We start from the raw sequence: 21,678 nt of genomic DNA on the forward strand, positions 1-21,678 counted from the left end.
CTTAAGCTTCTTGTGGTTCTTCAGTTTGCTGTTTGCGTAGTTTAGCTTGGCTTTCGAAAATTTGGCGAGCCAAAATCATGCGGCAATTCTCAGGCATTTTAATAAACTCTACGCTGGTCAGGTGGCTGCCATCGCCCATGGAATCACTTCTCAGGCACTGGGCGTAGAGTAAAAGGCCGATACATGAATCAGGGAACACGAGCTTGATGGACAAGAATGCATCTTCCTCAATGGCTTCATTGTGTCTGAATTGTAAGCCCCCTTCGGATAAATTGACTTCTTGGATTGCGCTTTGACCAACAGTCATTTCTGTTGAAGCTATCGCTTGGGCAATTCGCTCAATCTTGTTATGCATAACCGTTAACAAGGTCGCAATATTGCTATCTTTTTCTGCGACCTTACGTAATAGGTGGCTGCTATCACTATCAAGCGATTGAAGCTGGCTTAATAATAAAAAGTTTGGCGAAACATCGAACTGAGTAGGGTTTGGATGATCAGAAATTTCTGATTCAGAAATGACTTTCAGTTCTAAAGAAACATGTTGGTCAATACGAAAATACTGACGGCGATCTTGTTCCTGCATGCTTTGCCCTCAAATTAATATTGCATAGATAGTTTGGAGTATATGAATAAATGCGTACAAAAGCACCTATGAATGATTTGTTTTACTGGTTTGAAATGTAAAGTTTTTATAGTAACTATTGTTTTAATAACAGTGAGTTAAGACTTGTTGTTATCCCAAAAGTTCAGTCTTTTATCGTTTCACACGCATAATTTTATGTGGTTTAATCGCCACATGTTTAAGCCCTTATCTATATTTATTGGATTGCGTTATACAGCAGCTAAGCGCAATAACCATTTCATCTCCTTTATCTCTTTAGCCTCTATGCTGGGGTTGATGTTAGGTGTTGCTGCTTTAATTATTGTTCTTTCAGTTATGAATGGTTTCGATCGAGAGTTGAAACAGCGCATTCTCGGTATGGTCCCGCATGCATCAATCAGTGGTTATGGAAAATCTATTGAAGAGTGGCCTGTGCTGGTGGAATCGCTGGAGCAAAACCCTCGTGTGATTGCTGCTGCACCCTTCATTCAAGCGCAGGGGATGTTGACCAGTCGCGGTGTTGTTCGTGGAGCGCTTATCAATGGCATTGATCCAGCTGAAGAGGCTGACGTTTCAATTCTTGGCGACCATATCCAATCAGGAACACTTGATGTTTTGAATCAGCAGCGATTTGGGATCGTTTTAGGAAACCTTTTGGCTCGCTACTTAGGCGTTAACGTCGGTGATAAAGTTACCCTGGTTTTGCCGGAAGCGTCTGTCAGTGTTGCGGGCGTAGTTCCGCGATTAAAAAGGTTTACTGTGGTTGGTATTTTTGAAGTGGGTGCTGAGTTAGATGCGAATTTGGCTTATATCCATATTAAAGATGCTGCAAAAATTAAGCGCTTAGGTGATGGCGTAGATGGTATTCGCCTCAAATTTGACGACTTATTTGATGCTCCTAAAGCTGTCAGAGAGATTGCTGCTGGTCTTCAGGGTTACTATCGAACTAGCGATTGGACGCGTACACATGGAAATCTGTTCCAAGCGATTCAGCTAGAGAAGCGGATGATTGGTCTTCTATTATTTCTGATCGTACTTGTGGCTGCTTTCAATATTGTATCCACCTTAGTCATGGTTGTGACAGACAAAAAGGCTGATGTCGCAATTCTTAGAACCTTGGGTGCAACACCAGGCAGAATTATGCGTATCTTTATGGTTCAAGGCACGGTGATCGGTATTTTAGGAACCCTTATGGGTACGGTTTTAGGTGTTACATTAGCGCTGAATGTAGCTGATATCATCGGCTGGGTTGAATCAACTTTTGCGATTCAGTTCTTAGATCCGAATGTCTACTTTATCAGTAAATTTCCGTCTGATTTACAATGGCCTGACGTAGGCATCATTACAGGCACAGCACTCATGATTAGTTTCCTTGCAACGATTTACCCTGCTTGGAGAGCATCCAAAACAGATCCTGCTGAGGCGCTACGATATGAGTAATCAAGAAATTGTATTGCAGGCGGCAGGGGTTTCCAAAAGCTACAGCGATGCTGGCCGAGATGTTGAAGTCCTAAAGGACTTGGACTTTGCTCTCCATAAAGGTGAGCAGCTAGCCATTATCGGCTCATCCGGTTCTGGTAAAAGCACGCTGCTTAATATTCTTGGCGGTTTAGATAAACCTACCAAGGGAAATGTGATCATTAACGGTCATGATCTGCACGCGGGTTCCGAAGCTAAGCGTGCGAAGGTTAGGAATGAAACCTTGGGTTTCGTATATCAGTTTCATCATCTTCTTCCTGAATTTACCGCTTTGGAAAATGCCTCAATGCCTTTGTTGATGAGAGAGCAATCTATTGCTGAGGTCAACGAGCAAGCTAAAGCTGTACTTGAGTCGGTAGGATTGGGTGAGCGCTTAGATCATAAACCTGCTCAACTAAGTGGTGGCGAAAGGCAGCGTGTGGCAATTGCGCGAGCGTTGATTGGAAAACCAGCTGTAGTTTTGATGGATGAACCCACGGGTAATCTAGATCGAACGACAGCTCAAAGTGTTCAGGAGCTAATTGATAATCTTAATCAAGAATATGATATAGCTTTTGCGCTTGTAACTCATGATCCTGAGTTAGCCCATAAAACGGGTAGGGTATTAGAGTTGATTGATGGGAAATTGATTGAAAAAGGGTGACAAATTGTCACCCTTTTAAATTTTTTTATTAGCTTACTTTGTGCGTTTAGCTCTATCTTTCCAGCTTTTGCCGACGTGCCAAGCCCAGAAGCCCTGCACTGTTAGATAGCCGAGAATACCGAAGACTATCCCGCAAATTACAGATCCAAACAGTAGGGGCCACCAAACCAAGGACAAGCTGTTTTGGATGAACTCCATACTCATTTCAAAATCAATTTGCTGATTTGGATCTCCAATCAGGAAGTCTCCGACAAGATATGTGAAATAAAATATAGGCGGCATAGTTAATGGATTGGTGATCCAGACTAAACCTACAGAAATCGGTAGATTGCTTCTGATCATGACTGCAAGAATAGCAGCAACGATCATCTGCATTGGGATAGGCAAAAATGCGCAAAACAAACCCACTAAAAAGGCACGAGAAACAGACTTCCGATTAAGGTGCCAAAGGTTAGGTTCGTGGATATGACTGCCGAGCCAGCTAAGATGTTTGTGCTGTTTCAGCTTGTCTTCGTTGGGCATGTATTTTTTTATAAGTTTGCGCGGCATATTCTTATTTACTTATTATGGGCTTGCAAACGGGTTGAGGGCTTATTATGCCCCTTACGTTCAGTTAAGCCAAGGAAACTAAAGCATGAGATCAAGGATGATCGCGATTGCTGTGGGTTTTGCGGTGGCACTCTTGCAGCCGCAATTACTTCCAGCGACATTTTCTATTGCTATTGTGACAGTTATCGCACCTCTACTGATTTTAGTTCCCCAAACTAGATCATCACACTTGAGCCTCTTTCTAGTTGGCTTTTTATATGTGAATCTCTGGGGAGCAATGCAACTTGATCAGCGCTTATCGGAATCACTAAAACGAACAGACTGGAAAATACAGGGAGTTGTCTCTGATATACCACGGTATCAACATAATGTTGTGAGATTTAAAGTGGATGTTGAGGAGGTTCAGGGGCTAAGCATTAATGATCAAACAAATCTCCAGCGACTGAGTCTCTCTTGGTACGGCCCAGATTCAACTATTGCTCTAGGAGATCGAGTCGATCTTACCGTTCGGCTCAAGCCTCCTCATGGCTTAGTTAACCCAGCGGGTTTTGATTATGAGCGTTGGTTGTTAGCTAAAGGGGTCGATGCAACTGGATATGTGCGCGGTCCGGTAATTGTATTATCAGATACAAATTCGTTCATAAGTCGTGCCCGTATCTGGATTAATCTTACTGTACAAACTCAGTTTGAAAGCCAGCAAACGATCGCTTTATTCCAAGCTTTAACAACGGGCACAAAATCGATGTTGGAAGCCGAAGATTGGGATTTATTAAAGCATAGTGGCGCTGTTCATCTTGCGGTTATCAGTGGCTTACACATTGGTTTTATTGCGCTTTGTGGTTGGTGGATTGGACGGTTGGCTGGATTTTTATTCTATGGTTACAGGTTTCAGCATCAATATCCCTATATTGGTGCAATCTCCTTAACTGCTTTTTACCTTTTGATATCTGGAGTCGGTATACCAGCGCAACGCGCTTTTATCATGCTGGCGGTTTTATTGTTCACCGGTAGTCGAATGTTCTATTTGGATCATTGGACGAGATGGTGGATTGCGATTGTAACTGTTCTTTTTTTTAACCCAATGTCTTTGTTTGAGCCAGGCTTTTGGCTCTCTTTCTCAGCGGTAGCATTACTGATCTGGATCTCTCAATTCTCACGCGGTTGGAGAATGGTTTTGAATTTACAATTGCTATTGATGATCGGTATGTTGCCTCTATATTTGCTCTATTTTTCTGGTGTTTCAGTGATCGCACCTTTTTTTAATTTAATAGCAATTCCATTTTTTTCTGTGCTTGTTCCGATGTTGTTTATCCATTTAGGACTGTCGACTTTAGGTATTGATCTGTTTATTCCTTTGCTTAAAGGTATGTCGGATATCTTTTGGTGGCTGTTGGAGTGGAATCAGGAAATTAAATTCGGTTATTGGCAGCTAGATTCACCAAGCTTTTTAGTTTTGGTATTGGTTGCGTTGACTGTCGCGTGTTTATTATTGGTGCGAATGTCAGTCCCTTTATGGGTGGTTTTAGTGCTGCTTATGCCTGCGATAGTCGGGTCGAGTGTCTTAAACAAAACTAGTTCTGATTTTAAGGCTTGGGTTTACGATGTTGGGCAAGGGTTAGCAGTTAGAGTGCAGGTGGGGGAGTATCAGCTGCTTTACGATACGGGGCCATCTTATCGCTCGGGAGGGACTGCATTTGAAAGGGCTGTGCTTCCTCATTTTCAAAACGAGAATATCGATACAATTGATCACCTTATTTTGAGTCATAGTGATAATGATCATGCGGGTGGTGCTTCAGTAATATTGGATACCATTAAAGTTGGTTCAGTTATCACTTCTTTCGGGTATGCGGGTTCAGAGTTCTGTGTGGCTGATAAAAACTGGGAAATAGATGGGGTTAAGTTTACGTTTCTGGCTGGCTCTAAGGGAGGGAATGCTAATGATCGTTCCTGTGTGTTAATGATTGAATCGCGACATTGTAGTTTATTATTACCAGGGGATATTAGTGCAAAAAAAGAACAAGAACTAATTCCTAAGATTGAATCAAGCATTGATTGGTTGGTCGCTTCACATCATGGAAGTAAGACTTCATCATCTTCTGCGTTTATTAAGTCAATTAAGCCTTCAAATGTAATCTTTAGTGCTGGGTATGCGAATGCGTTTGGGCATCCTCATTCGAAAGTTGTAAAAAGATTTATCGATAAAGGTGTTAACACTTATGAGACAGCAGCAGATGGGGCCATTATGCTAATTGCTGATGCAAAAAAAGGGTGTAAAACAATAACAATGAGAGAGGATGCAAAACGATTCTGGAGATCGTTTTAATCTCTGTGATAGAGTACGCGCAGTCAAAGGAGAAATTACTGTGTTTGAGCTTTTACAATCTGGTGGTTGGATAATGATTCCAATCGTTATCTGCTCGGTTATAGCATTGGCGATCTGTTTAGAGCGCTTTTGGACCCTGCGTTCCGACCGTGTTGCGCCCCCAGGGCTTTTGGCTGAAGTTTGGACCTTAATAAAGCAGCGAAATATCACAGCTGAAAGGTTAAAAGATTTAAAACGCAGTAGTCCTCTCGGTCAGATTTTAGTGGCAGGCTTAAATAATGCGTCTCATGGTCGAGAGATTATGAAAGAGAGTATTCAGGAAGCTGCAGGTCAAGTTGTTCACGATTTAGAACGTTTTTTAAACCCACTTGGTACCATTGCTGCGATCACTCCTTTGTTAGGGTTGTTAGGTACAGTAATAGGCATGATCAAGGTTTTTACTGAGATTATGATCCACGGTACAGGAAATACAAACCTTCTTGCTGGTGGTATATCAGAAGCACTTATCACCACAGCGGCAGGTTTAACGATTGCTATTCCTGCGCTTATATTTCATCGCTATTTCCAACGTCGAATTGACTCTCTAGTAATTACTATGGAGCAGGAAACAGTAAAACTTATTGAAGTGATGCACGGTGAGCGTGACATCGACGTAGAATAGGTGCAGGTAAGCGCATGAAATTCCCCCGCCAACGGGTTGAAGAGGTTAATGTGAATCTAACACCATTAATTGATGTGGTGTTTTTACTCTTAATCTTTTTTATGGTCTCTACTACCTTTACCAAAGAAACGCATCTTGATGTTGATTTACCTGAGGCTTCTGGTAAGCCTGTTGTTAAAGAAATTGAAGTGCTTGAGATCTTGATTACTGATGAAGGTCACTACAGTGTTAATGGAAAGGCCTTAGTAAATACGCAAGCGAAAACACTCCGTCGTGCTTTACAGGAATTAGCCGGTGACGATCGAGAGATGCCATTAGTTATTACTGCGGATGCCAAAACCCCACATCAGGCAGTTGTGACTGCTATGAATGTTTCAGGGCTGCTAGGATTTAGTAAGTTAAGTATTACCACTCAGGAGCCAGGTGCTCAATGAGTTGGTTGGAAAGACGCTGGTATTCTGAAAAGTCCGCGCCTTGTGTCTTAAAGCCCTTCAGCTCCCTTTATGAATTTCTGACCAATAGAAAAAAGAGCGCTGACTTGCAACAAGCATGGTTGGCTCCTGTGCCTGTCATTATTGTTGGCAACATCAGTGTAGGTGGTACAGGTAAGACCCCTTTAACGATCAGTTTGGTCGAGAGATTAAAGCGAGAAGGTTATAAGCCTGGCATCATAAGTCGCGGCTATAAATCCAAAGCGAGTCAATTTCCTTTTAATGTAACTACAACAGATTCACCAGAATTATCAGGTGATGAGCCTTTTATGTTGGCTCAGCGTTGCCAATGCCCCGTTATTATCGATCCTAACCGTCCTAGCGCGGCACAATACCTTCTAGATAATTACGAATGTGATCTCATTATTAGTGATGATGGTTTACAGCATTACCGATTAGATCGAGACATTGAGATTGTTGTTATTGATGGCGAACGTGGCCTTGGGAATAGGGCATTAATGCCTGCAGGTCCGCTAAGAGAGAAGCCTGACCGGCTTTGCAGTGTTGATATGATTGTCAGTAATGGACGATTGAAGAGTAAGATTGCTGAAGCCATAACGATAGAAGAGATGTTCCTTCAACCTACAGCGTTTAAAAACTGCTTAACGGATGAAGAGATACCATTGGCTGCATTAAGTGGTAAACAAGTTCATGCTGTTGCAGGGATTGGTAATCCTCAGCGTTTTTTTAATACGCTTGAGCAAGAACTCAAAGTAACTGTTATTCCTCATGCTAAGCCCGATCATTCGTTTTATACTGTTGAGGATATTCAGTTTGGTGATGACTACCCAGTGATCATGACCGAAAAAGATGCGGTAAAAGTTACTGAGTTCGCTCAGTCGCACTGTTGGTATTTACAAATTAAAGCGCAGTTGCCAGAGAGTTTTTATATGCAACTGCTAGATAAATTAAAGATTGCTATAGCTAATAAAGGTAAAACACAAAATGGATAAGAAGTTGTTGGATATTCTGGTATGCCCAGTAGCCAAAACGCCTTTGGAATACAATGAGAGCACTAATGAGCTTTTCTCTAAAGCGAGTGGGTTAGCTTATCCAATTCGTGACGATATCCCTGTGTTGCTTGAAACTGAAGCGCGTGAGCTAACCGCAGAAGAGCGCGAGCAGGATTAAGTTATGGGCTTTTCTGTCATTATACCGGCCCGATATGCATCGACTCGCTTTCCGGGTAAGCCGTTAGCTGATCTTAACGGCAAGCCAATGGTGCAGCATGTGTATGAACGTGCCTGCGAAAGTGAAGCGGATCGAGTTCTTATTGCCACTGATGATCAGCGAATCGCTGATGTAGCCCAGTCATTTGGTGCTGAAGTTTGTATGACATCACCTGATCATCCTTCTGGCACTGATCGCCTGCAACAGGTTGTTAGTGACTTAGGTTATTACGCTGATGATATTGTCGTAAATGTACAAGGTGATGAGCCGTTAGTACCTGCTCGAATCATTAATCAGGTTGCACATAACCTTCGTGCTGAACCTGAAGCTAGTATTGCTACGCTTAGTGAGCCAATCGCAGATATCGAAAGTTTGCTCAATCCGAATGTTGTGAAAGTGGTTAGTGATGTAAGGGGTATGGCGCTATATTTTAGTCGTGCGCCAATTCCATGGCCTCGGAATAGTTTTGCAGATGAAGCTGGTCGTGATGTTATGCCAGAAGATTTTGCGTGGCAGCGACATATAGGAATTTATGCGTACCGTGTGAAATTACTTAACGATTTTGTTAAGTGGCCGTCTGCTTCTATTGAAGAAACAGAATGTCTTGAGCAGCTTAGAGCTATGTGGAATGGAGCTCGAATTCATGTCGCTGAAGCTGATGAACAACCGCCGGCAGGCGTAGATACACCAGAAGATCTAGAGCGTTTGCGCAAGTTGTTCTAAAGGTAAGTTGTCATGGTAAAAGTGCTATTTGTCTGTTTAGGAAATATTTGTCGCTCACCAACCGCGCATGGTGTTTTTCAGGCAAAAGTTTTAGAACTAGGTTTGGCTGGTGATATTCAGATCGATTCGGCTGGAACGGCTGCTTATCACGTGGGGAATCCACCTGATTCTCGCTCTGCAAAAGCAGCTAGGCGACGTGGTTATGATTTGAGCTCTTTAAGAGCTCGTCAGGCAATTTCAGCTGATTTTGATCAGTTTGATTATATTCTTGCTATGGACACTCAAAACTTGCGGGATCTACAAGCTATATCTCCCATTAACTATCAAGGAAAGCTGTGTTTGTTTTTGGATTATGCGGGTATGAACTCCGCTGATGTTCCAGATCCATACTATGATGGTGAAGCCGGCTTTGAGCATGTTTTGGATCTTGTGGAGTCAGCATCAGACGGTCTTCTACAGCACATTAGGAAGGAATTAAGTTAATGGCTTGGCAGGACGAAGCTGACCTTACGACACATAATAGTTTTGGTTTCAAAGTTATTGCTGAGCATTACACGCAGGTTCAAACCGTTGAAGAATTAGAATCTGCGTTAGGTGACGTTGAAGCTAATAACTGGCCTCTATTGGTTTTAGGCGGTGGAAGTAATCTAGTTTTACGTGATCGAATTCCTGGTGCAGTTATCTCTGTTGGTATAACCGGGGTGAAGGTGCTGGCTGATGATGGTGATCAAACAATAGTCGAAGTCGGTGCTGGTGAGAACTGGCATTCATTTATTGGTCGTCTGTTAGAAATGGGGCTGCATGGCCTAGAAAACTTAGCACTCATTCCAGGTTTGGTTGGTGCGGCACCTGTACAAAATATTGGTGCTTACGGGGTTGAGTTAAAAGACTGCTTCCACAGTCTGACGGCTTATGATCGCAATAATAAAGAGCTGGTTCAGATTAATCGTGAAGAGTGTCAGTTTGGATATAGGGATAGTATCTTTAAATCCTCAGAACATGGTCGCTATATTATTTGGAGTGTTAGATTTTCTTTAACAAGTACTTTTACTCCACAACTAGCATACCGTGGTTTAGCTGATGTCCTTGCTGCTAAGGGTATTAGTCAGCCAACAGCCTTAGATGTGTACACTGCAGTTTGCGAAATTCGTAGTACTAAGCTTCCAGTCCCTTCGGTGATAGGTAATGCCGGTAGTTTCTTCGAAAACCCAGTGATCAGTAATGAGCAATTCGACACACTAAAAGCTAAATTCGCAAATATTATTGGGTATCCTGAGGGAGAAGAACATCATAAAGTTGCTGCAGGCTGGCTGATTGATCAGTTGGGCTGGAAAGGGCATAAAGGTGATGGTGTTGGAGTATACGATAAACAAGCCCTAGTGTTGGTCAATCTAGGGGAAGGTGATGCCGATCGTTTGTTAGGCCTAGCGTCAGATATAAAGGCTTCCGTAAAGCAACGGTATGGTATAGATCTGCATATAGAGCCTCGAATATATCCTTGTTAGTTTGAGTTTTCTTGAATCTCTTAAAAGGCGACCCATTGGGTCGCCTTTTTCTTTGCATACATTTCGATTTAGGTTGCAGGTTTGTATGTGGTTATTATTCTTTAGTTTTAGTGTTAAATAACAAGATTGTCGACAATCCGCCTTGTTTGCCGCGTGTTTACTGATTTCTTTAAGTTTTTATTGATCTGTGTTGTGCTTGTAAATAGGCGTATCAGCCTTTTGTATTAGATTAAACAGAGATATTCTCAGTTAAAGTGTGTCTACACATTCGAGAAAGTGTCTACAATAAATAGTGTTTCGATAAATAATTCCTCATAGAAGGAAGCTAATAACAAGAAACCATAAAAATCGCTTTCAGTGTCTACAATTCGTTAACTTATGGGAAAGAGGCCAGAGTGCATGACTTATAGAGCAGAATATTCTAAGTCTATAGAGGCGCCAGAAGAGTTTTGGAATGAAAAGGCGCAAGATCTGAAATGGTTTAAAGCGCCTGAAAAAATTCTATCTAAAGATGAAAACGGTGTTGATCGTTGGTTTGCTGATGGCGAGATGAATACTGCCTATCTTGCATTGGATTACCATGTGGAAAATGGTCGTGCTGATAATACGGCGATCATCTACGATTCCCCGGTTACAGGTCAGAAGCGTAAGATTAGTTACCTAGAGCTAAGAGATGAGGTGGCTAAATTTGCAGGTGTTCTTAAATCTCAAGGCGTTGAAAAGGGTGATCGTGTAGTTATCTATATGCCGATGATCCCTGAAGCGGTTGTTGCAATGCTTGCAGTGGCACGTTTAGGTGCCATTCATTCTGTTGTATTTGGTGGTTTTGCGCCTCAAGAGCTGGCTGTTCGTATCGATGATGCAGAGCCTAAAGTGATTGTTTCTGCTTCTTGCGGTATTGAGATCGCTAAAGTGATCGAATATAAGCCAATGCTTGATCAGGCTATTGAAAAATCAGCTCACAAGCCAGATGCATGTGTCATTCTTCAGCGCCCGCAGGTTGAGGCTTCTCTAGTCGAGGGGCGTGATCTTGATTGGAATGAAGCGATGGCGTCAGCGGAGCCTGCTGAATGCGTACCAGTAAAAGGTACTGATCCGCTTTACATTCTTTATACCTCGGGTACTACAGGTAAGCCGAAAGGTGTTGTCCGTGATAATGGCGGTCACGCCGTGGCCATGAAATATTCAATGAAGTCTATCTACAATGTAGAAGCTGGAGATGTATTCTGGGCTGCTTCGGATGTGGGTTGGGTAGTAGGGCATTCTTATATTGTTTATGGGCCTCTACTGGCTGGTTGCTCAACGATTGTTTACGAAGGTAAGCCTGTGCGTACACCGGATGCAGGTGCATTCTGGCGAGTATGTGAAGAGTACAAAGCTAAAGTGCTTTTCTCTGCTCCAACTGCATTTCGTGCGATTAAGAAAGAAGATCCAGAAGGTGAGCTGGTTAAAAACTACGACCTTTCAAATCTACAGTCAGTATTTATGGCGGGTGAGCGTCTTGATCCGCCGACTTATCACTGGACTATGGAAACGACAGGTAAGCCAGTTATCGACCATTGGTGGCAGACTGAAACCGGTTGGGCTATCTGTGGCAATATGACAGGTATTGAAACGCTGCCGCCAAAAGCGGGCTCTGCAACAGTGCCAATCTCTGGCTTCAATGTGCAAATTTTAGATGCTGAAGGAAATGAGCTTCCAGCGGGTGAGCAGGGCTCTATTGCTGTTAAGCTTCCATTGCCACCAAGCTGTTTCCCAACTGTTTGGGGTGATTTTGAGCGTTATCGTTCAAGCTACCTATCAGATTACCCGGGTTACTACTGTTCTGGCGATGGCGGCTACAAAGATGAAGATGGTTATGTTTTCATCATGGGTCGTACAGATGATGTAATTAACGTTGCAGGCCATCGTCTGTCTACCGGTGAAATGGAAGAGATTGTAGCGGGCCACCAGGCTGTAGCGGAATGTGCTGTCATTGGTGTAAACGATCCACTGAAAGGTCAGCAGCCAATTGGCTTTGTATTGCTTAAAAACGGCGTAGAAATTGACGAAGCGGATCTTGAAGCTGAGTTGGTTGCGCTAGTGCGTAAAGAGATCGGTGCTGTGGCTTGCTTTAAGCGTGCGGTAGTCGTTGATCGTTTACCAAAAACTCGTTCTGGTAAGATTTTACGTAAATTGATGCGCCAGATTTCTGCTGGTGAAGACTATGCTGTTCCATCGACTATCGACGATCCGACAAGTTTGTCTGTTATGGAAGAGGTAATGGAAAGAAATGGTTTGGTTGGTATCTAAGTAGAATTAGATAGCACCAGAAACTAAAAAAGCCGTCTGATATTCAGACGGCTTTTTTGTTGTTAGAGCGAAGGCTTCGAGGGTCATTGCTTGGTTTCTGACTTAGAAACTTTGTTGAGAATCCAGTCTAGAGCACAGGTTGGTAGCAAGCGTTTAAGAATACCAAAGAGCCATGTGGGTGTAGTTACATAATAGCGAGGTCGTGGCTTAGTATTGGTTAAGGCATGATAGAGTGCTTTGTACACTGCTTCAGGCCCCAAGGTGAAAGGATCCTTGCTGTAATCGTTGTTGGTTTTAGCAAGTCGAGCTTCCACAGCATTATAGGTGTCTCTATGGAAGCTATTTTCTCTGTCTATGTTTTTCTTGAAAGCAGCAAATGCATTCGTTCGAAATTGACTTTCAATTGGGCCGGGCTCAATCAAACTGATATGGATGTTGCTACCATCTAATTCCTGTCTAAGCGTGTCAGTCAGACCTTCTAATGCAAATTTGGAGGCATTGTATGCTCCTCGAAATTGCATTGTGATAATGCCCAGTACCGAGCTATTTTGAATTATGCGTCCATGGTTTTGCTTACGCATGATTTTGAGAACTTTGCAGGTTAGCTCGTGCGTACCAAATAAGTTGGTCTCGAATTGCTCGCGTAAAGTGTCTCTACTTAAGTCTTCAACTGCGCCGGGTTGGCCATAAGCACCGTTATTGAAAAGGGCATCTAGTTTGCCATCTGTTTGGTTTAGAACCCATTCAAGCGCTTCGTCGATAGAATTGCTGTCATTTAGGTCTAACTGTATGCTTCTCAGTCCCTCTGCTGTTAAGCGTTCAACATCTTCTTGTTTACGGGCTGTTGCAAAGACTTTGAAACCGGCTTCGTGTAGCTCTTTAGCGCAGTAGTATCCAATACCAGATGAGCAGCCAGTAATGAGTATGGAATGCATAGATGACTCTTAGGAAGTAGGTAAATTGATTTTTAATCCTAACTTGTTTTTGGGCTTAGCTTCATGATTTTTAATGGTTTTTTATATTAATGGTGAATTTTGCCTGAAAAATACATTTTATCATCTAACCTAAATAAGGTCGGAATTAATTCCAAAGTACCATACATGTCAAAGCGTGACCTACCTATTATCTGACTGTACATACCTTTCAATAACAAAAAACAGAGGAAAAGCATTATGTGGACTAAGCCTGCTTACACTGATTTGCGTATCGGTTTTGAAGTTACTATGTACTTCGCAAACCGTTAATAGCAAAGCTGTTACGTATTTTTAAATTACCCCGGCTATATGTCGGGGTAATTTATCTTGGAAGGACCCAAATCCCATTCGAGGATTTTTCAAAGCAACTTTTCTTATGCGATCCTGCCTTTTTCCTGATATTTTACAGCAGGATGTCGACGGTTATTAAGTAGAAGAATAACAATGAAAGTACAAGTATTAGGCTCTGCCGCTGGTGGCGGTTTCCCACAGTGGAACTGTAACTGTAAAAACTGCGCGGGTGTTCGTGCAGGAACTATTAATGCAAAACCACGCACTCAATCTTCAATTACTGTAAGTGCGGATGGTGAAAACTGGATTCTTTTCAATACATCTCCTGATATTCGTGAGCAGTTGGCTAATTTTGGTCCTATGCAGCCAAATCGCTCAATTCGTGATACAGGTATCTCTGCAATCGTATATATGGATAGCCAAATCGATCACACAACAGGTTTGTTGATGTTGCGTGAGGGTTGTCCTCATAATATCTGGTGTACAGAGATGGTTGAGCAGGATCTAACAACAGGTTTTCCTGTTTTCAACATGCTTAAGCATTGGAATGGTGGTAATAATATCAACCGAATTCCGATTGGCGAAAATGACAATACTTTTGTTATACCTCAAGCGCCCGAGCTTAAGTTAACTGCTGTGCCACTACTGAGTAGTGCGCCTCCATATTCTCCTCATAGAGATGACCCGCACCCTGGTGATAATATCGGTATTCAAATCGAAGACACTCGTACGGGTAAAAAACTGTTCTATGCGCCTGGTCTTGGTCAGATCGAGCCTCATTTGCGCGCTTACATGGAATCTGCAGATGTACTGCTAGTTGACGGTACAATTTGGCAGGAAGATGAGCTTATCGTTACTGGTGTAGGTGATAAGTTAGGTGTTGCAATGGGTCATCTGCCTCAGTCTGGAGAGGGTGGCATGATTGAGTATCTAGATACGTTGGATAACCCGCGTAAGATTCTCATCCACATCAATAATACCAACCCGATTTTAGATGAAGATTCTCCTGAGCGTGCAGAAGTTGAATCTCATGGTATCGAAATTTCTTATGACGGAATGTCGATCGAGCTTTAATTTCGGGAAGTGTGTAGAGGTTAATATAAAAAATGAGTAGTGCAGAAGATAAACAGCCTTTAACGCGTGATGAATTTGAAAAGGCTCTAAGAGCTAAAGGTGATTTTTACCATACGCAGCATCCATACCATATAGCTATGTATGAAGGTAAGTCCACGCCTGAGCAAATTCGTGGTTGGGTGGCTAACCGTTTCTATTATCAGATCAGTATTCCAGTCAAAGATGCTGCGATCATGGCAAATTGCCCGGATCGTGAAGTGCGCCGCCATTGGGTGCAGCGTGTACTTGATCATGATGGTTTTGAAGGTGCTGAAGGTGGAATTGAGGCCTGGTTGCGTTTAGGCGAGGCCGTTGGTCTGACTCGTGAAGAGATTCTATCTGGTGAGCATGTTTTGCCGGGTGTGCGCTTTGCGGTGGATGCTTATATCAATTTTGCTCGTCGTGCGACTTGGCAAGAAGCGGCAAGCTCTTCATTGACTGAGATGTTTGCGCCAACGATCCATCAGAATCGTTTGGATACTTGGCCGGGACATTACCCATGGATTAAGGAAGATGGCTATCAGTATTTCCGTAACCGTCTTACTGAGGCGCGTCGTGATGTGGTTCACGGTCTTGATATTACGCTTGATCACTACAAAACACGTGAGCAGCAAGATCGCATGCTAGAGATCCTGCAGTTCAAGCTTGATGTGCTTTGGACCATGCTGGATGCAATGACTATGGCTTATGAGTATGAGCGTGCACCTTATCACACAGTGACCGATCAGAAGGTTTATCACCGAGGATTGTTTAATGACTGATTCGGTAGTTTTTGTGGCATCGGATGTTCCTGTGCTGAACAATATGTTTCGCTTTCAGTGGGAGAAAGCGCAGGATTGTTATGTTCTGCTTTATCCTGAAGGAATGATTCAGTTAAATGGACCTGCGGGCGAAATTATGGAGCTTGTTGATGGCGAGCGTGATGCTGCACAAATTATCGCGGAATTAGAAGCTAAATTTTCTGATGCTGGCGATCTTTCTGGTGATGTTCTTGAGTTCCTGGCTGAAGCGAAAAAGCAGGGCTGGTTAGCTTAAATCGCTACCTGCTCCTTGGTATGCAAGGGGCGGGTTCCTTTCTTTATTTATCTCTATATATCTTTTACTTAGCTGTTATAGGTCATCTTTTTTGTGTGTTTATTTGGTGCTTTGGTAGTAGTTCATTGCTACCATTTAGGTCTGCACAAAATGGCTGTCGAGAGTGATGATAGCTATAGTTGATAATAATAATTTGCGAAAGATTTTATGACTTCTTCCTCTTGTAACGGCTCGCCTTCACGTCCAAATATTGGTCATCCTGTAGAAAAAACTCACGGTCGCCCTTTGTGGTTGTTAGCAGAGCTAACTTATAAATGTCCGTTGCAGTGCCCTTACTGTTCTAATCCTCTGGATTTTGCTGATTTTGGTGGTGAGTTAACTACACAGCAGTGGCTTGATGTATTTCAGCAGGGAAGGGAGTTGGGGGCTGTTCAGCTTGGTTTTTCTGGCGGTGAGCCATTAGTGCGTCAGGATCTTATTGAATTGATCGGTGGTGCTCATGAAATGGGTTACTACACGAATTTGATTACATCGGGTGTTGGCCTTAATGAGCGTAAAATGGCTGAATTCCATAAGGCTGGATTGGACCATATTCAGGTTAGCTTTCAGGCGAGTGATGAATCTGTAAACAACATGGTTGCGGGTTCTCAAAAAGCTTTCCAGCAAAAACTTAAAATGGCTAGAGAGGTTAAGGCGCAAGGGTACCCTATGGTACTTAACTTCGTAACTCATCGTCATAATATCGATCGTATCGATAAAATTATTGAGCTTTGCGTAGAGTTGGAAGCTGATTATGTTGAGCTTGCAACTTGTCAGTACTACGGTTGGGCTTTTGAGAATGTTGAGCAGTTGCTGCCAACGCAGGCGCAGCTGGAGCGAGCTGAGCGAATTACCAATGAATACCGAGAAAAATTAGCGGCTCAAGGGAATCCTATTAAGCTGATTTTTGTGACGCCGGATTATTATGAAGAGCGTCCAAAAGGCTGTATGAACGGCTGGGGTCAGGTGTTCTTAACAGTTACGCCAGATGGTAAGGCATTACCATGTCATAGTGCACGTATGCTGCCGTTAGATTTTCCGAATGTAAAAGAGATGACTTTGCAGCAAATTTGGGATGATAGTCCTGGGTTTAATTATTTCCGCGGCGACGACTGGATGAAAGAGCCTTGTCGTAGTTGCGATGAAAAGGATAAAGATTTTGGTGGCTGTCATTGTCAGGCTTATATGCTCACAGGTGATATGCATAATGCTGATCCTGTCTGTTCTAAATCTGAGCACCATCATAAGATTGTTGAGGCTAGGCAAAACGCCGAGAACGTTGTGAATAATCCTGATGATTTTGTTTACCGAAATGATCGTAACTCTCGGGTGTTTGCCAAGGGTTAGCCTTAGTCATCATGCCAAATTCAAATTTCCCTGGTTTTTGGTCTTCGTCTCTAACAGAGGCGGATGCTATTAGTGCAGGTGTTGAATATAGTCAGCTACAACTAAGTCAAAGTGGTGATCTGTATTGGGTTGAGCAACGGCCAAGTGAAGGCGGTCGTTGCTGCATCTGCTTTGAATTAGAGTCTCAGCCGGGTGTTCAACATGAATTAACACCATCTGAGTTTAGTGTTCAAAGCAAAGTATATGAGTATGGTGGTCGAGGTTGGTGTTTACTTGATGATGCATTAGTGTTTGTGAATGCCAGTGATCAGCAGATTTATAAGCAGAGTCTTGTTTCTCCTTATGCTGTGGTCCAGCTAACTGATCAGGCAAATACTCGATACATTGAACCTGTTTGGGATAGATCTCGTAATCGTTTAATTGCTGTTGATGAAGTTCATGGTGATGATTGTGTTTTAAATCGAATTGTCGGAATTGATCTATCCGACGGTTCGGTACAGGTGCTGGTCGAAGGGGCAGATTTTTATAGTTATCCAGTGATTAATCACCAAGGTACGATGCTTGCTTTCATTAGCTGGGATCATCCACACCAGCCTTGGACATCAACTCAATTTTCTTATCTAGATTTAACTTCTTCAGAGTTCAATAAGCCTATTTCGATTGCAGGTCGTGAATTTGAGGAGGCGCTTTCCCAGCCTTATTTCTCTCCTCAGGGCGAACTGTATGTTGTTTCTGATCGGTCTGATTGGTGGAATGTCTATAGATGTGATTTAGATAGGGTGGAGCTTATTTCGATTGAGTCACAATCATGTGATGTGATCTCTGCGCCTTGGCAGTGTGGTTTAACTCATTATGCTGATTTATATTCAAAAATTGTGTCAATTCACCATAAACATGAAGGGGCGGAGGTGCTCCTTGGTGGTGTCTCGCTGGCTTCTGAATTTAATTACTTTAAATCGCTAGTTGCGGCAGGTAAATGGGTGGGTGTGGTTGCGTCTGCTGCTAATCGGCTAGTTTCCGTGCTGAAAATTAATACTGTAACTGGACAAGTTAGAGTTGTGGTGGGGGGCGCCTCACCGTTAAGGGCTTTAGATTGCTCTCTGGCTCGACCTCTGGTTTTTTCTAAAGCTGAGTCAACTTGCTACGGGTATTTCTATCCTCCTGCCAATAGTGGTTTTCAATCTGAAGATTCAAAGCCTCCTCTTGTGGTGTTTCTTCATGGGGGACCAACGGCTGCGACTTATCCTTTCTTAAATATGAAAATCCAATATTGGACCCAGCGTGGCTTTTCGGTTTTGGATTTAAATTATCGCGGTAGCAGTAACTATGGTCGTGCTTATCGTAATAGTTTGCAGTACCAATGGGGTGTTGTTGAGATAGAGGATATTCAGTCAGCAATTGATGGGTTGGTTGAATCAGGTCTTATAGATAAACAGGCGATTTTTGTTCGTGGTAATAGTTCGGGGGGATTTTCAGCGCTAAGTGCTGTGTATCAATTGGATTGTTTTGCGGCAGCTGCGAGTTTATATGGTGTGACGGATCCGCTTGTTCTTGATGGTTGTACCCATAAATTTGAATCTAATTATTTGCATTGGTTAATTGGGGATCCAATCTTCGATGAGCAAGTCTATCGTGATCGAGCGCCACTCGATAATGTAGATCAAATTAATTGTCCTGTGATTTTCTTTCAAGGAGAGAGGGATAAGGTGGTTTTGCCTGATCAAACTCGGGCTATGGAAGAGGCTCTGAAAGGTCGAGGGATTAAGGTTGATGCGTATTACTTCCCTGATGAGGCTCACGGCTTTCGCGCTTCAGATACTGCAGAAGTAGTACTTAAAAAAGAATTAGAATTTTATCAAACGGCGATGAAATTGCATTCTAACTAGTGTTATTTCCAGGATTGGGATAGGGCTAGTTCTTAAGTATTACGCTTATATCACTGTTTTATGGGTAGGCAGCATAAAGGTGTTAATGGCATTTCTATGAAAAAATAGCGTGGATAAGAAAAATACATTCACAGGATTCATAGATAATGAGCTTGCAAAAAAAGTATTGGTTTCCTTTATTGGCAGTTGCTGCGTGTAGCACGGGGGTTTCCGCAGAGGATGCAACCCAATTAGAGGGTGTTACAGTTATTGGTAATACACCTATATACGGTGTCGGTATTGAAAAAAATCGTATTGCTGCGGCCGTACAGTCTGCTAATGCTGATGATCTAGAAAAGTCTCAGTCTCTTAATATTGCAGAGCATCTTCGCTATAACTTCAGTAGCGTGACAATTAATGAGGCGGTTAATAACCCGTTCCAGCCTGATGTTCAATATCGCGGCTTTACAGCGTCTCCGTTACTTGGTTTGCCTCAAGGTTTGTCTGTTTACGTTAACGGTATTCGTTTCAATGAGCCGTTTGGCGATACAGTAAACTGGGATCTTCTTCCTGAAGGTGCAATCCAATCTGTAAATCTTTTCGCAGGTTCTAACCCAGTATTTGGTCAAAATACTCTGGGTGGCGCTCTGTCCATTAAGATCAAAAACGGTTTTGATAATGAAGGCAATCAGATCGAAGCTTCTATCGGTAATGACGGCCGAATGAATGTAGAAGTTCAATCTGGTGGAAATGATGGTGAATTTGGTTACTTCGTTATCGGTAACTACTACGAAGAAGATGGTTGGCGAGATCATTCACCTACTGAAGTTCAGCAAGGTTTGGCAACGTTAACTTGGCGTGGTGAAAATGGTAACAATGTTGAGCTAACTGCGGCTGCTAACAATAATAAAATGATTGGTAATGGTGCTGCGCCAATTGGTCTACTTGAAGCTGAAGGTCGTGAAAGTATTTATACTCAGCCAGACCAAACAGAAACCAATCTTGCGCTACTAACTTTAAGTGGTGACACTTGGGTTGATGATACTACGCAGCTAGCGGGTAATGTTTTCTATCGTCGTAACAAGGTTAAAACTTTAAACGGTGACGATAGTGATTACGGATTATGTTACGTAGATGCGAACAATGAAAATCCATTGGCAGCACCTGCTGGCGGTAGTGTAAATGCTACGCTTTGTGAGGCTGAAGATGGTCTAGAAGCAGTAGAATTTAGAGGCTTTGATGATGACGAGCATCTAGGTGATGTGGATGCCGCTCTTCAGGCTGAGCTAATTGCTGATGATGAAGTTTTTGATGGAACGCTAAATACTTCTGAAACCAAAATGGAAAGTTTTGGTTTAGGTTCGCAGTTAACTTTCCTAGATGATTTCAATGGCAAAGAAAATCAATTAACGATTGGCGGTAGTATCGACTATTCGGAGATTGATTTTGAGTCTGATACACAGTTTGCTCGCCTTCGTAACGAAGAGGGTGAAGATCGTGGTGTAACTGGCATTGGTATTTACGATAATGAATCCAGTGTTCGCCTAGAGACAGATGTGACTAATATCGGTCTTTTTGTTACGGATACTTTGGCTCTGAATGAAAAGTTGGATCTAACGCTGTCTGCTCGCTATAACTACACCAATATTGATATGGTTGGTATTGGCGAAGAAAACCTTGATTTAACAGGTAATCACTCCTTCAAGCGCTTGAACCCAGCTGTTGGACTGGCTTATCAAGCAAATGATCATATGAGCTACTATGGCAGCTATAGTGAATCTTCTCGTGCGCCGACTCCAGCTGAGCTGAGCTGTGCTGATCCAGAAGATCCATGTAAGCTTCCAAATGGTTTTGTGTCTGATCCACCACTAGAGCAGGTTGTTGCTAAGTCCTTTGAAGTGGGTGTTCGTGGAAATAGTGCGGGTTATGGTTGGTCTGCTGGCGCATTCCATACTATGAACCACGATGACATTATCTTCCAGAACGCTGGTACTTTGGCATCTGAAGGTTACTTTGCAAACGTTGGTAAGACTCGTCGTATGGGTATCGAGCTAGCGGCTAATAAAAAGTATGACAATGTTGCTGTAGGTGTTTCTTACACATGGATGGATGCGACTTTCCAAACGCCGTTCAACTCTGTGAGTACAAACAATCCGCAAGGCGATACTCGTTCTGTAGAGAAAGGTGATGCAATTCCTGGTCTACCAGAGCACAATATTAAAATTGTAGCTGATTGGGCTGTTACGCCTAAGTTCGATTTGGGTGCTGAAGTAAATTATCAAAGTAGCCAGTTCTACCGTGGTGATGAAGCGAATGAAAATGAAAAAATCGATTCATTTGCGGTCGTTAATTTACGTGGTCAATATAAGCTGACAAATAACGTCGAGCTGTTCGGTCGTATCGATAATGTATTCGATAAAGACTATGAAACATTCGGTGTATACGGTGAGTCTGATGAAGTGCTTGAGGATCAAGGTATTGATGATCACCGTTTCGTAGGTCCTGGCAAGCCTCGTTCGGGTGTAGTTGGTATTCGAGCTCGATTCTAATAGGTTGAGTTAGATGTGCTTGATGTAT

General features: G+C 42.7%; 21 protein-coding genes. 18 read left to right on the plus strand and 3 right to left on the minus strand.

The window, feature by feature from the left end:
- Window position 1 precedes the first annotated feature (1 nt).
- A complete protein-coding gene (locus ACMXYO_RS07850) occupies window positions 2-583 on the minus strand; it encodes a PilZ domain-containing protein (protein WP_415887942.1) in 582 nt (193 codons plus the stop codon).
- Between the two features lie 213 nt (window positions 584-796).
- On the opposite strand from ACMXYO_RS07850, the gene ACMXYO_RS07855 reads away from it, so the two are divergent.
- Both ACMXYO_RS07855 and lolD read left to right on the plus strand, forming a co-directional pair.
- Window positions 797-2,041 (plus strand): lipoprotein-releasing ABC transporter permease subunit, encoded by a 1,245-nt coding sequence (locus tag ACMXYO_RS07855; protein ID WP_415887943.1) that lies wholly within the window; start codon window positions 797-799, stop codon window positions 2,039-2,041.
- Window positions 2,034-2,723 carry a lipoprotein-releasing ABC transporter ATP-binding protein LolD gene (gene lolD, locus ACMXYO_RS07860; protein ID WP_415887944.1) on the plus strand — a complete coding sequence of 230 codons (690 nt, stop codon included), beginning with the start codon at window positions 2,034-2,036 and terminating at the stop codon, window positions 2,721-2,723. The genes ACMXYO_RS07855 and lolD overlap by 8 nt, the downstream gene beginning before the upstream one ends.
- A gap of 33 nt (window positions 2,724-2,756) precedes the next feature.
- Here the strand turns inward: lolD and ACMXYO_RS07865 are convergent, their stop codons facing one another.
- Window positions 2,757-3,272 carry a DUF2062 domain-containing protein gene (locus tag ACMXYO_RS07865; protein ID WP_415887945.1) on the minus strand — a complete coding sequence of 172 codons (516 nt, stop codon included), beginning with the start codon at window positions 3,270-3,272 and terminating at the stop codon, window positions 2,757-2,759.
- Between the two features lie 97 nt (window positions 3,273-3,369).
- Between ACMXYO_RS07865 and ACMXYO_RS07870 the strand changes: the two genes are divergently transcribed.
- The 9 genes from ACMXYO_RS07870 (at window position 3,370) to ACMXYO_RS07910 (ending at window position 12,437) form a co-directional block, all read left to right on the plus strand.
- A complete protein-coding gene (locus ACMXYO_RS07870; protein ID WP_415887946.1) occupies window positions 3,370-5,595 on the plus strand; it encodes a DNA internalization-related competence protein ComEC/Rec2 in 2,226 nt (741 codons plus the stop codon).
- Between the two features lie 40 nt (window positions 5,596-5,635).
- Window positions 5,636-6,256 carry a MotA/TolQ/ExbB proton channel family protein gene (locus tag ACMXYO_RS07875; protein ID WP_415887947.1) on the plus strand — a complete coding sequence of 207 codons (621 nt, stop codon included), beginning with the start codon at window positions 5,636-5,638 and terminating at the stop codon, window positions 6,254-6,256.
- 14 nt (window positions 6,257-6,270) lie between these two features.
- Window positions 6,271-6,690 carry an ExbD/TolR family protein gene (locus ACMXYO_RS07880; RefSeq protein ID WP_415887948.1) on the plus strand — a complete coding sequence of 140 codons (420 nt, stop codon included), beginning with the start codon at window positions 6,271-6,273 and terminating at the stop codon, window positions 6,688-6,690.
- The gene (gene lpxK, locus ACMXYO_RS07885) at window positions 6,687-7,700 is read left to right on the plus strand and encodes a tetraacyldisaccharide 4'-kinase (RefSeq protein ID WP_415887949.1); all 1,014 of its coding nucleotides are present in this window, start codon (window positions 6,687-6,689) and stop codon (window positions 7,698-7,700) included. The genes ACMXYO_RS07880 and lpxK overlap by 4 nt, the downstream gene beginning before the upstream one ends.
- Window positions 7,693-7,878: a Trm112 family protein gene (locus tag ACMXYO_RS07890; protein WP_415881398.1), complete on the plus strand. Its 186-nt coding sequence runs from the start codon at window positions 7,693-7,695 to the stop codon at window positions 7,876-7,878. Before lpxK ends, ACMXYO_RS07890 begins: the two co-directional genes overlap by 8 nt.
- A 3-nt stretch (window positions 7,879-7,881) precedes the next feature.
- Window positions 7,882-8,640, plus strand: coding sequence for a 3-deoxy-manno-octulosonate cytidylyltransferase (kdsB, locus tag ACMXYO_RS07895; RefSeq protein ID WP_415887950.1), 759 nt, complete (start codon window positions 7,882-7,884; stop codon window positions 8,638-8,640).
- A 12-nt stretch (window positions 8,641-8,652) separates the two neighbouring features.
- A complete protein-coding gene (locus tag ACMXYO_RS07900; protein ID WP_415887951.1) occupies window positions 8,653-9,123 on the plus strand; it encodes a low molecular weight protein-tyrosine-phosphatase in 471 nt (156 codons plus the stop codon).
- A complete protein-coding gene (gene murB, locus ACMXYO_RS07905; RefSeq protein WP_415887952.1) occupies window positions 9,123-10,145 on the plus strand; it encodes a UDP-N-acetylmuramate dehydrogenase in 1,023 nt (340 codons plus the stop codon). The genes ACMXYO_RS07900 and murB overlap by 1 nt, the downstream gene beginning before the upstream one ends.
- Before the next feature lie 399 nt (window positions 10,146-10,544).
- Window positions 10,545-12,437, plus strand: coding sequence for a propionyl-CoA synthetase (locus ACMXYO_RS07910; RefSeq protein ID WP_415887953.1), 1,893 nt, complete (start codon window positions 10,545-10,547; stop codon window positions 12,435-12,437).
- Window positions 12,438-12,520: 83 nt separating this feature from the next.
- Here ACMXYO_RS07910 and ACMXYO_RS07915 read toward each other — a convergent pair whose 3' ends face one another.
- Entirely contained in the window at window positions 12,521-13,372 is an 852-nt protein-coding gene (locus ACMXYO_RS07915) for an SDR family oxidoreductase (RefSeq protein ID WP_415887954.1), read from the minus strand.
- 237 nt (window positions 13,373-13,609) lie between these two features.
- On the opposite strand from ACMXYO_RS07915, the gene pqqA reads away from it, so the two are divergent.
- The 7 genes from pqqA to ACMXYO_RS07950 all read left to right on the plus strand — a co-directional run bounded on the left by pqqA (window position 13,610) and on the right by ACMXYO_RS07950 (window position 21,650).
- The gene (gene pqqA / locus ACMXYO_RS07920; RefSeq protein ID WP_003243383.1) at window positions 13,610-13,681 is read left to right on the plus strand and encodes a pyrroloquinoline quinone precursor peptide PqqA; all 72 of its coding nucleotides are present in this window, start codon (window positions 13,610-13,612) and stop codon (window positions 13,679-13,681) included.
- A 174-nt stretch (window positions 13,682-13,855) separates the two neighbouring features.
- The gene (gene pqqB, locus ACMXYO_RS07925) at window positions 13,856-14,776 is read left to right on the plus strand and encodes a pyrroloquinoline quinone biosynthesis protein PqqB (protein WP_415887955.1); all 921 of its coding nucleotides are present in this window, start codon (window positions 13,856-13,858) and stop codon (window positions 14,774-14,776) included.
- A 32-nt stretch (window positions 14,777-14,808) separates the two neighbouring features.
- The gene (gene pqqC / locus ACMXYO_RS07930; protein ID WP_415887956.1) at window positions 14,809-15,576 is read left to right on the plus strand and encodes a pyrroloquinoline-quinone synthase PqqC; all 768 of its coding nucleotides are present in this window, start codon (window positions 14,809-14,811) and stop codon (window positions 15,574-15,576) included.
- A complete protein-coding gene (gene pqqD, locus ACMXYO_RS07935; RefSeq protein WP_415887957.1) occupies window positions 15,569-15,850 on the plus strand; it encodes a pyrroloquinoline quinone biosynthesis peptide chaperone PqqD in 282 nt (93 codons plus the stop codon). The genes pqqC and pqqD overlap by 8 nt, the downstream gene beginning before the upstream one ends.
- 207 nt (window positions 15,851-16,057) lie before the next feature.
- Window positions 16,058-17,236, plus strand: coding sequence for a pyrroloquinoline quinone biosynthesis protein PqqE (gene pqqE / locus ACMXYO_RS07940; RefSeq protein ID WP_415887958.1), 1,179 nt, complete (start codon window positions 16,058-16,060; stop codon window positions 17,234-17,236).
- 11 nt (window positions 17,237-17,247) lie between these two features.
- Complete coding sequence (locus ACMXYO_RS07945) at window positions 17,248-19,122, plus strand: prolyl oligopeptidase family serine peptidase (protein ID WP_415887959.1); 1,875 nt, start codon at window positions 17,248-17,250, stop codon at window positions 19,120-19,122.
- Window positions 19,123-19,268: 146 nt separating this feature from the next.
- Window positions 19,269-21,650, plus strand: a complete 2,382-nt coding sequence (locus ACMXYO_RS07950; protein ID WP_415887960.1) for a TonB-dependent receptor — start codon at window positions 19,269-19,271, stop codon at window positions 21,648-21,650.
- The last annotated feature ends 28 nt before the right edge of the window (window positions 21,651-21,678 follow it).

Origin of the sequence: Neptuniibacter sp. QD37_6, from assembly GCF_047778085.1 — a bacterium.
GTDB lineage: Bacteria > Pseudomonadota > Gammaproteobacteria > Pseudomonadales > Balneatricaceae > Neptuniibacter.

Excerpts from the sequence above, each read along its gene's own strand:
- ACMXYO_RS07850 (WP_415887942.1), bottom strand. The coding sequence starts at position 583 with ATGCAGGAACAAGATCGCCGTCAGTATTTTCGTATTGACCAACATGTT.
- ACMXYO_RS07855 (WP_415887943.1), top strand. The coding sequence starts at position 797 with ATGTTTAAGCCCTTATCTATATTTATTGGATTGCGTTATACAGCAGCT.
- lolD (WP_415887944.1), top strand. The coding sequence starts at position 2,034 with ATGAGTAATCAAGAAATTGTATTGCAGGCGGCAGGGGTTTCCAAAAGC.
- ACMXYO_RS07865 (WP_415887945.1), bottom strand. The coding sequence starts at position 3,272 with ATGCCGCGCAAACTTATAAAAAAATACATGCCCAACGAAGACAAGCTG.
- ACMXYO_RS07870 (WP_415887946.1), top strand. The coding sequence starts at position 3,370 with ATGATCGCGATTGCTGTGGGTTTTGCGGTGGCACTCTTGCAGCCGCAA.
- ACMXYO_RS07880 (WP_415887948.1), top strand. The coding sequence starts at position 6,271 with ATGAAATTCCCCCGCCAACGGGTTGAAGAGGTTAATGTGAATCTAACA.
- lpxK (WP_415887949.1), top strand. The coding sequence starts at position 6,687 with ATGAGTTGGTTGGAAAGACGCTGGTATTCTGAAAAGTCCGCGCCTTGT.
- ACMXYO_RS07890 (WP_415881398.1), top strand. The coding sequence starts at position 7,693 with ATGGATAAGAAGTTGTTGGATATTCTGGTATGCCCAGTAGCCAAAACG.
- kdsB (WP_415887950.1), top strand. The coding sequence starts at position 7,882 with ATGGGCTTTTCTGTCATTATACCGGCCCGATATGCATCGACTCGCTTT.
- ACMXYO_RS07900 (WP_415887951.1), top strand. The coding sequence starts at position 8,653 with ATGGTAAAAGTGCTATTTGTCTGTTTAGGAAATATTTGTCGCTCACCA.
- murB (WP_415887952.1), top strand. The coding sequence starts at position 9,123 with ATGGCTTGGCAGGACGAAGCTGACCTTACGACACATAATAGTTTTGGT.
- ACMXYO_RS07910 (WP_415887953.1), top strand. The coding sequence starts at position 10,545 with ATGACTTATAGAGCAGAATATTCTAAGTCTATAGAGGCGCCAGAAGAG.
- ACMXYO_RS07915 (WP_415887954.1), bottom strand. The coding sequence starts at position 13,372 with ATGCATTCCATACTCATTACTGGCTGCTCATCTGGTATTGGATACTAC.
- pqqB (WP_415887955.1), top strand. The coding sequence starts at position 13,856 with ATGAAAGTACAAGTATTAGGCTCTGCCGCTGGTGGCGGTTTCCCACAG.
- pqqC (WP_415887956.1), top strand. The coding sequence starts at position 14,809 with ATGAGTAGTGCAGAAGATAAACAGCCTTTAACGCGTGATGAATTTGAA.
- pqqD (WP_415887957.1), top strand. The coding sequence starts at position 15,569 with ATGACTGATTCGGTAGTTTTTGTGGCATCGGATGTTCCTGTGCTGAAC.
- pqqE (WP_415887958.1), top strand. The coding sequence starts at position 16,058 with ATGACTTCTTCCTCTTGTAACGGCTCGCCTTCACGTCCAAATATTGGT.
- ACMXYO_RS07945 (WP_415887959.1), top strand. The coding sequence starts at position 17,248 with ATGCCAAATTCAAATTTCCCTGGTTTTTGGTCTTCGTCTCTAACAGAG.
- ACMXYO_RS07950 (WP_415887960.1), top strand. The coding sequence starts at position 19,269 with ATGAGCTTGCAAAAAAAGTATTGGTTTCCTTTATTGGCAGTTGCTGCG.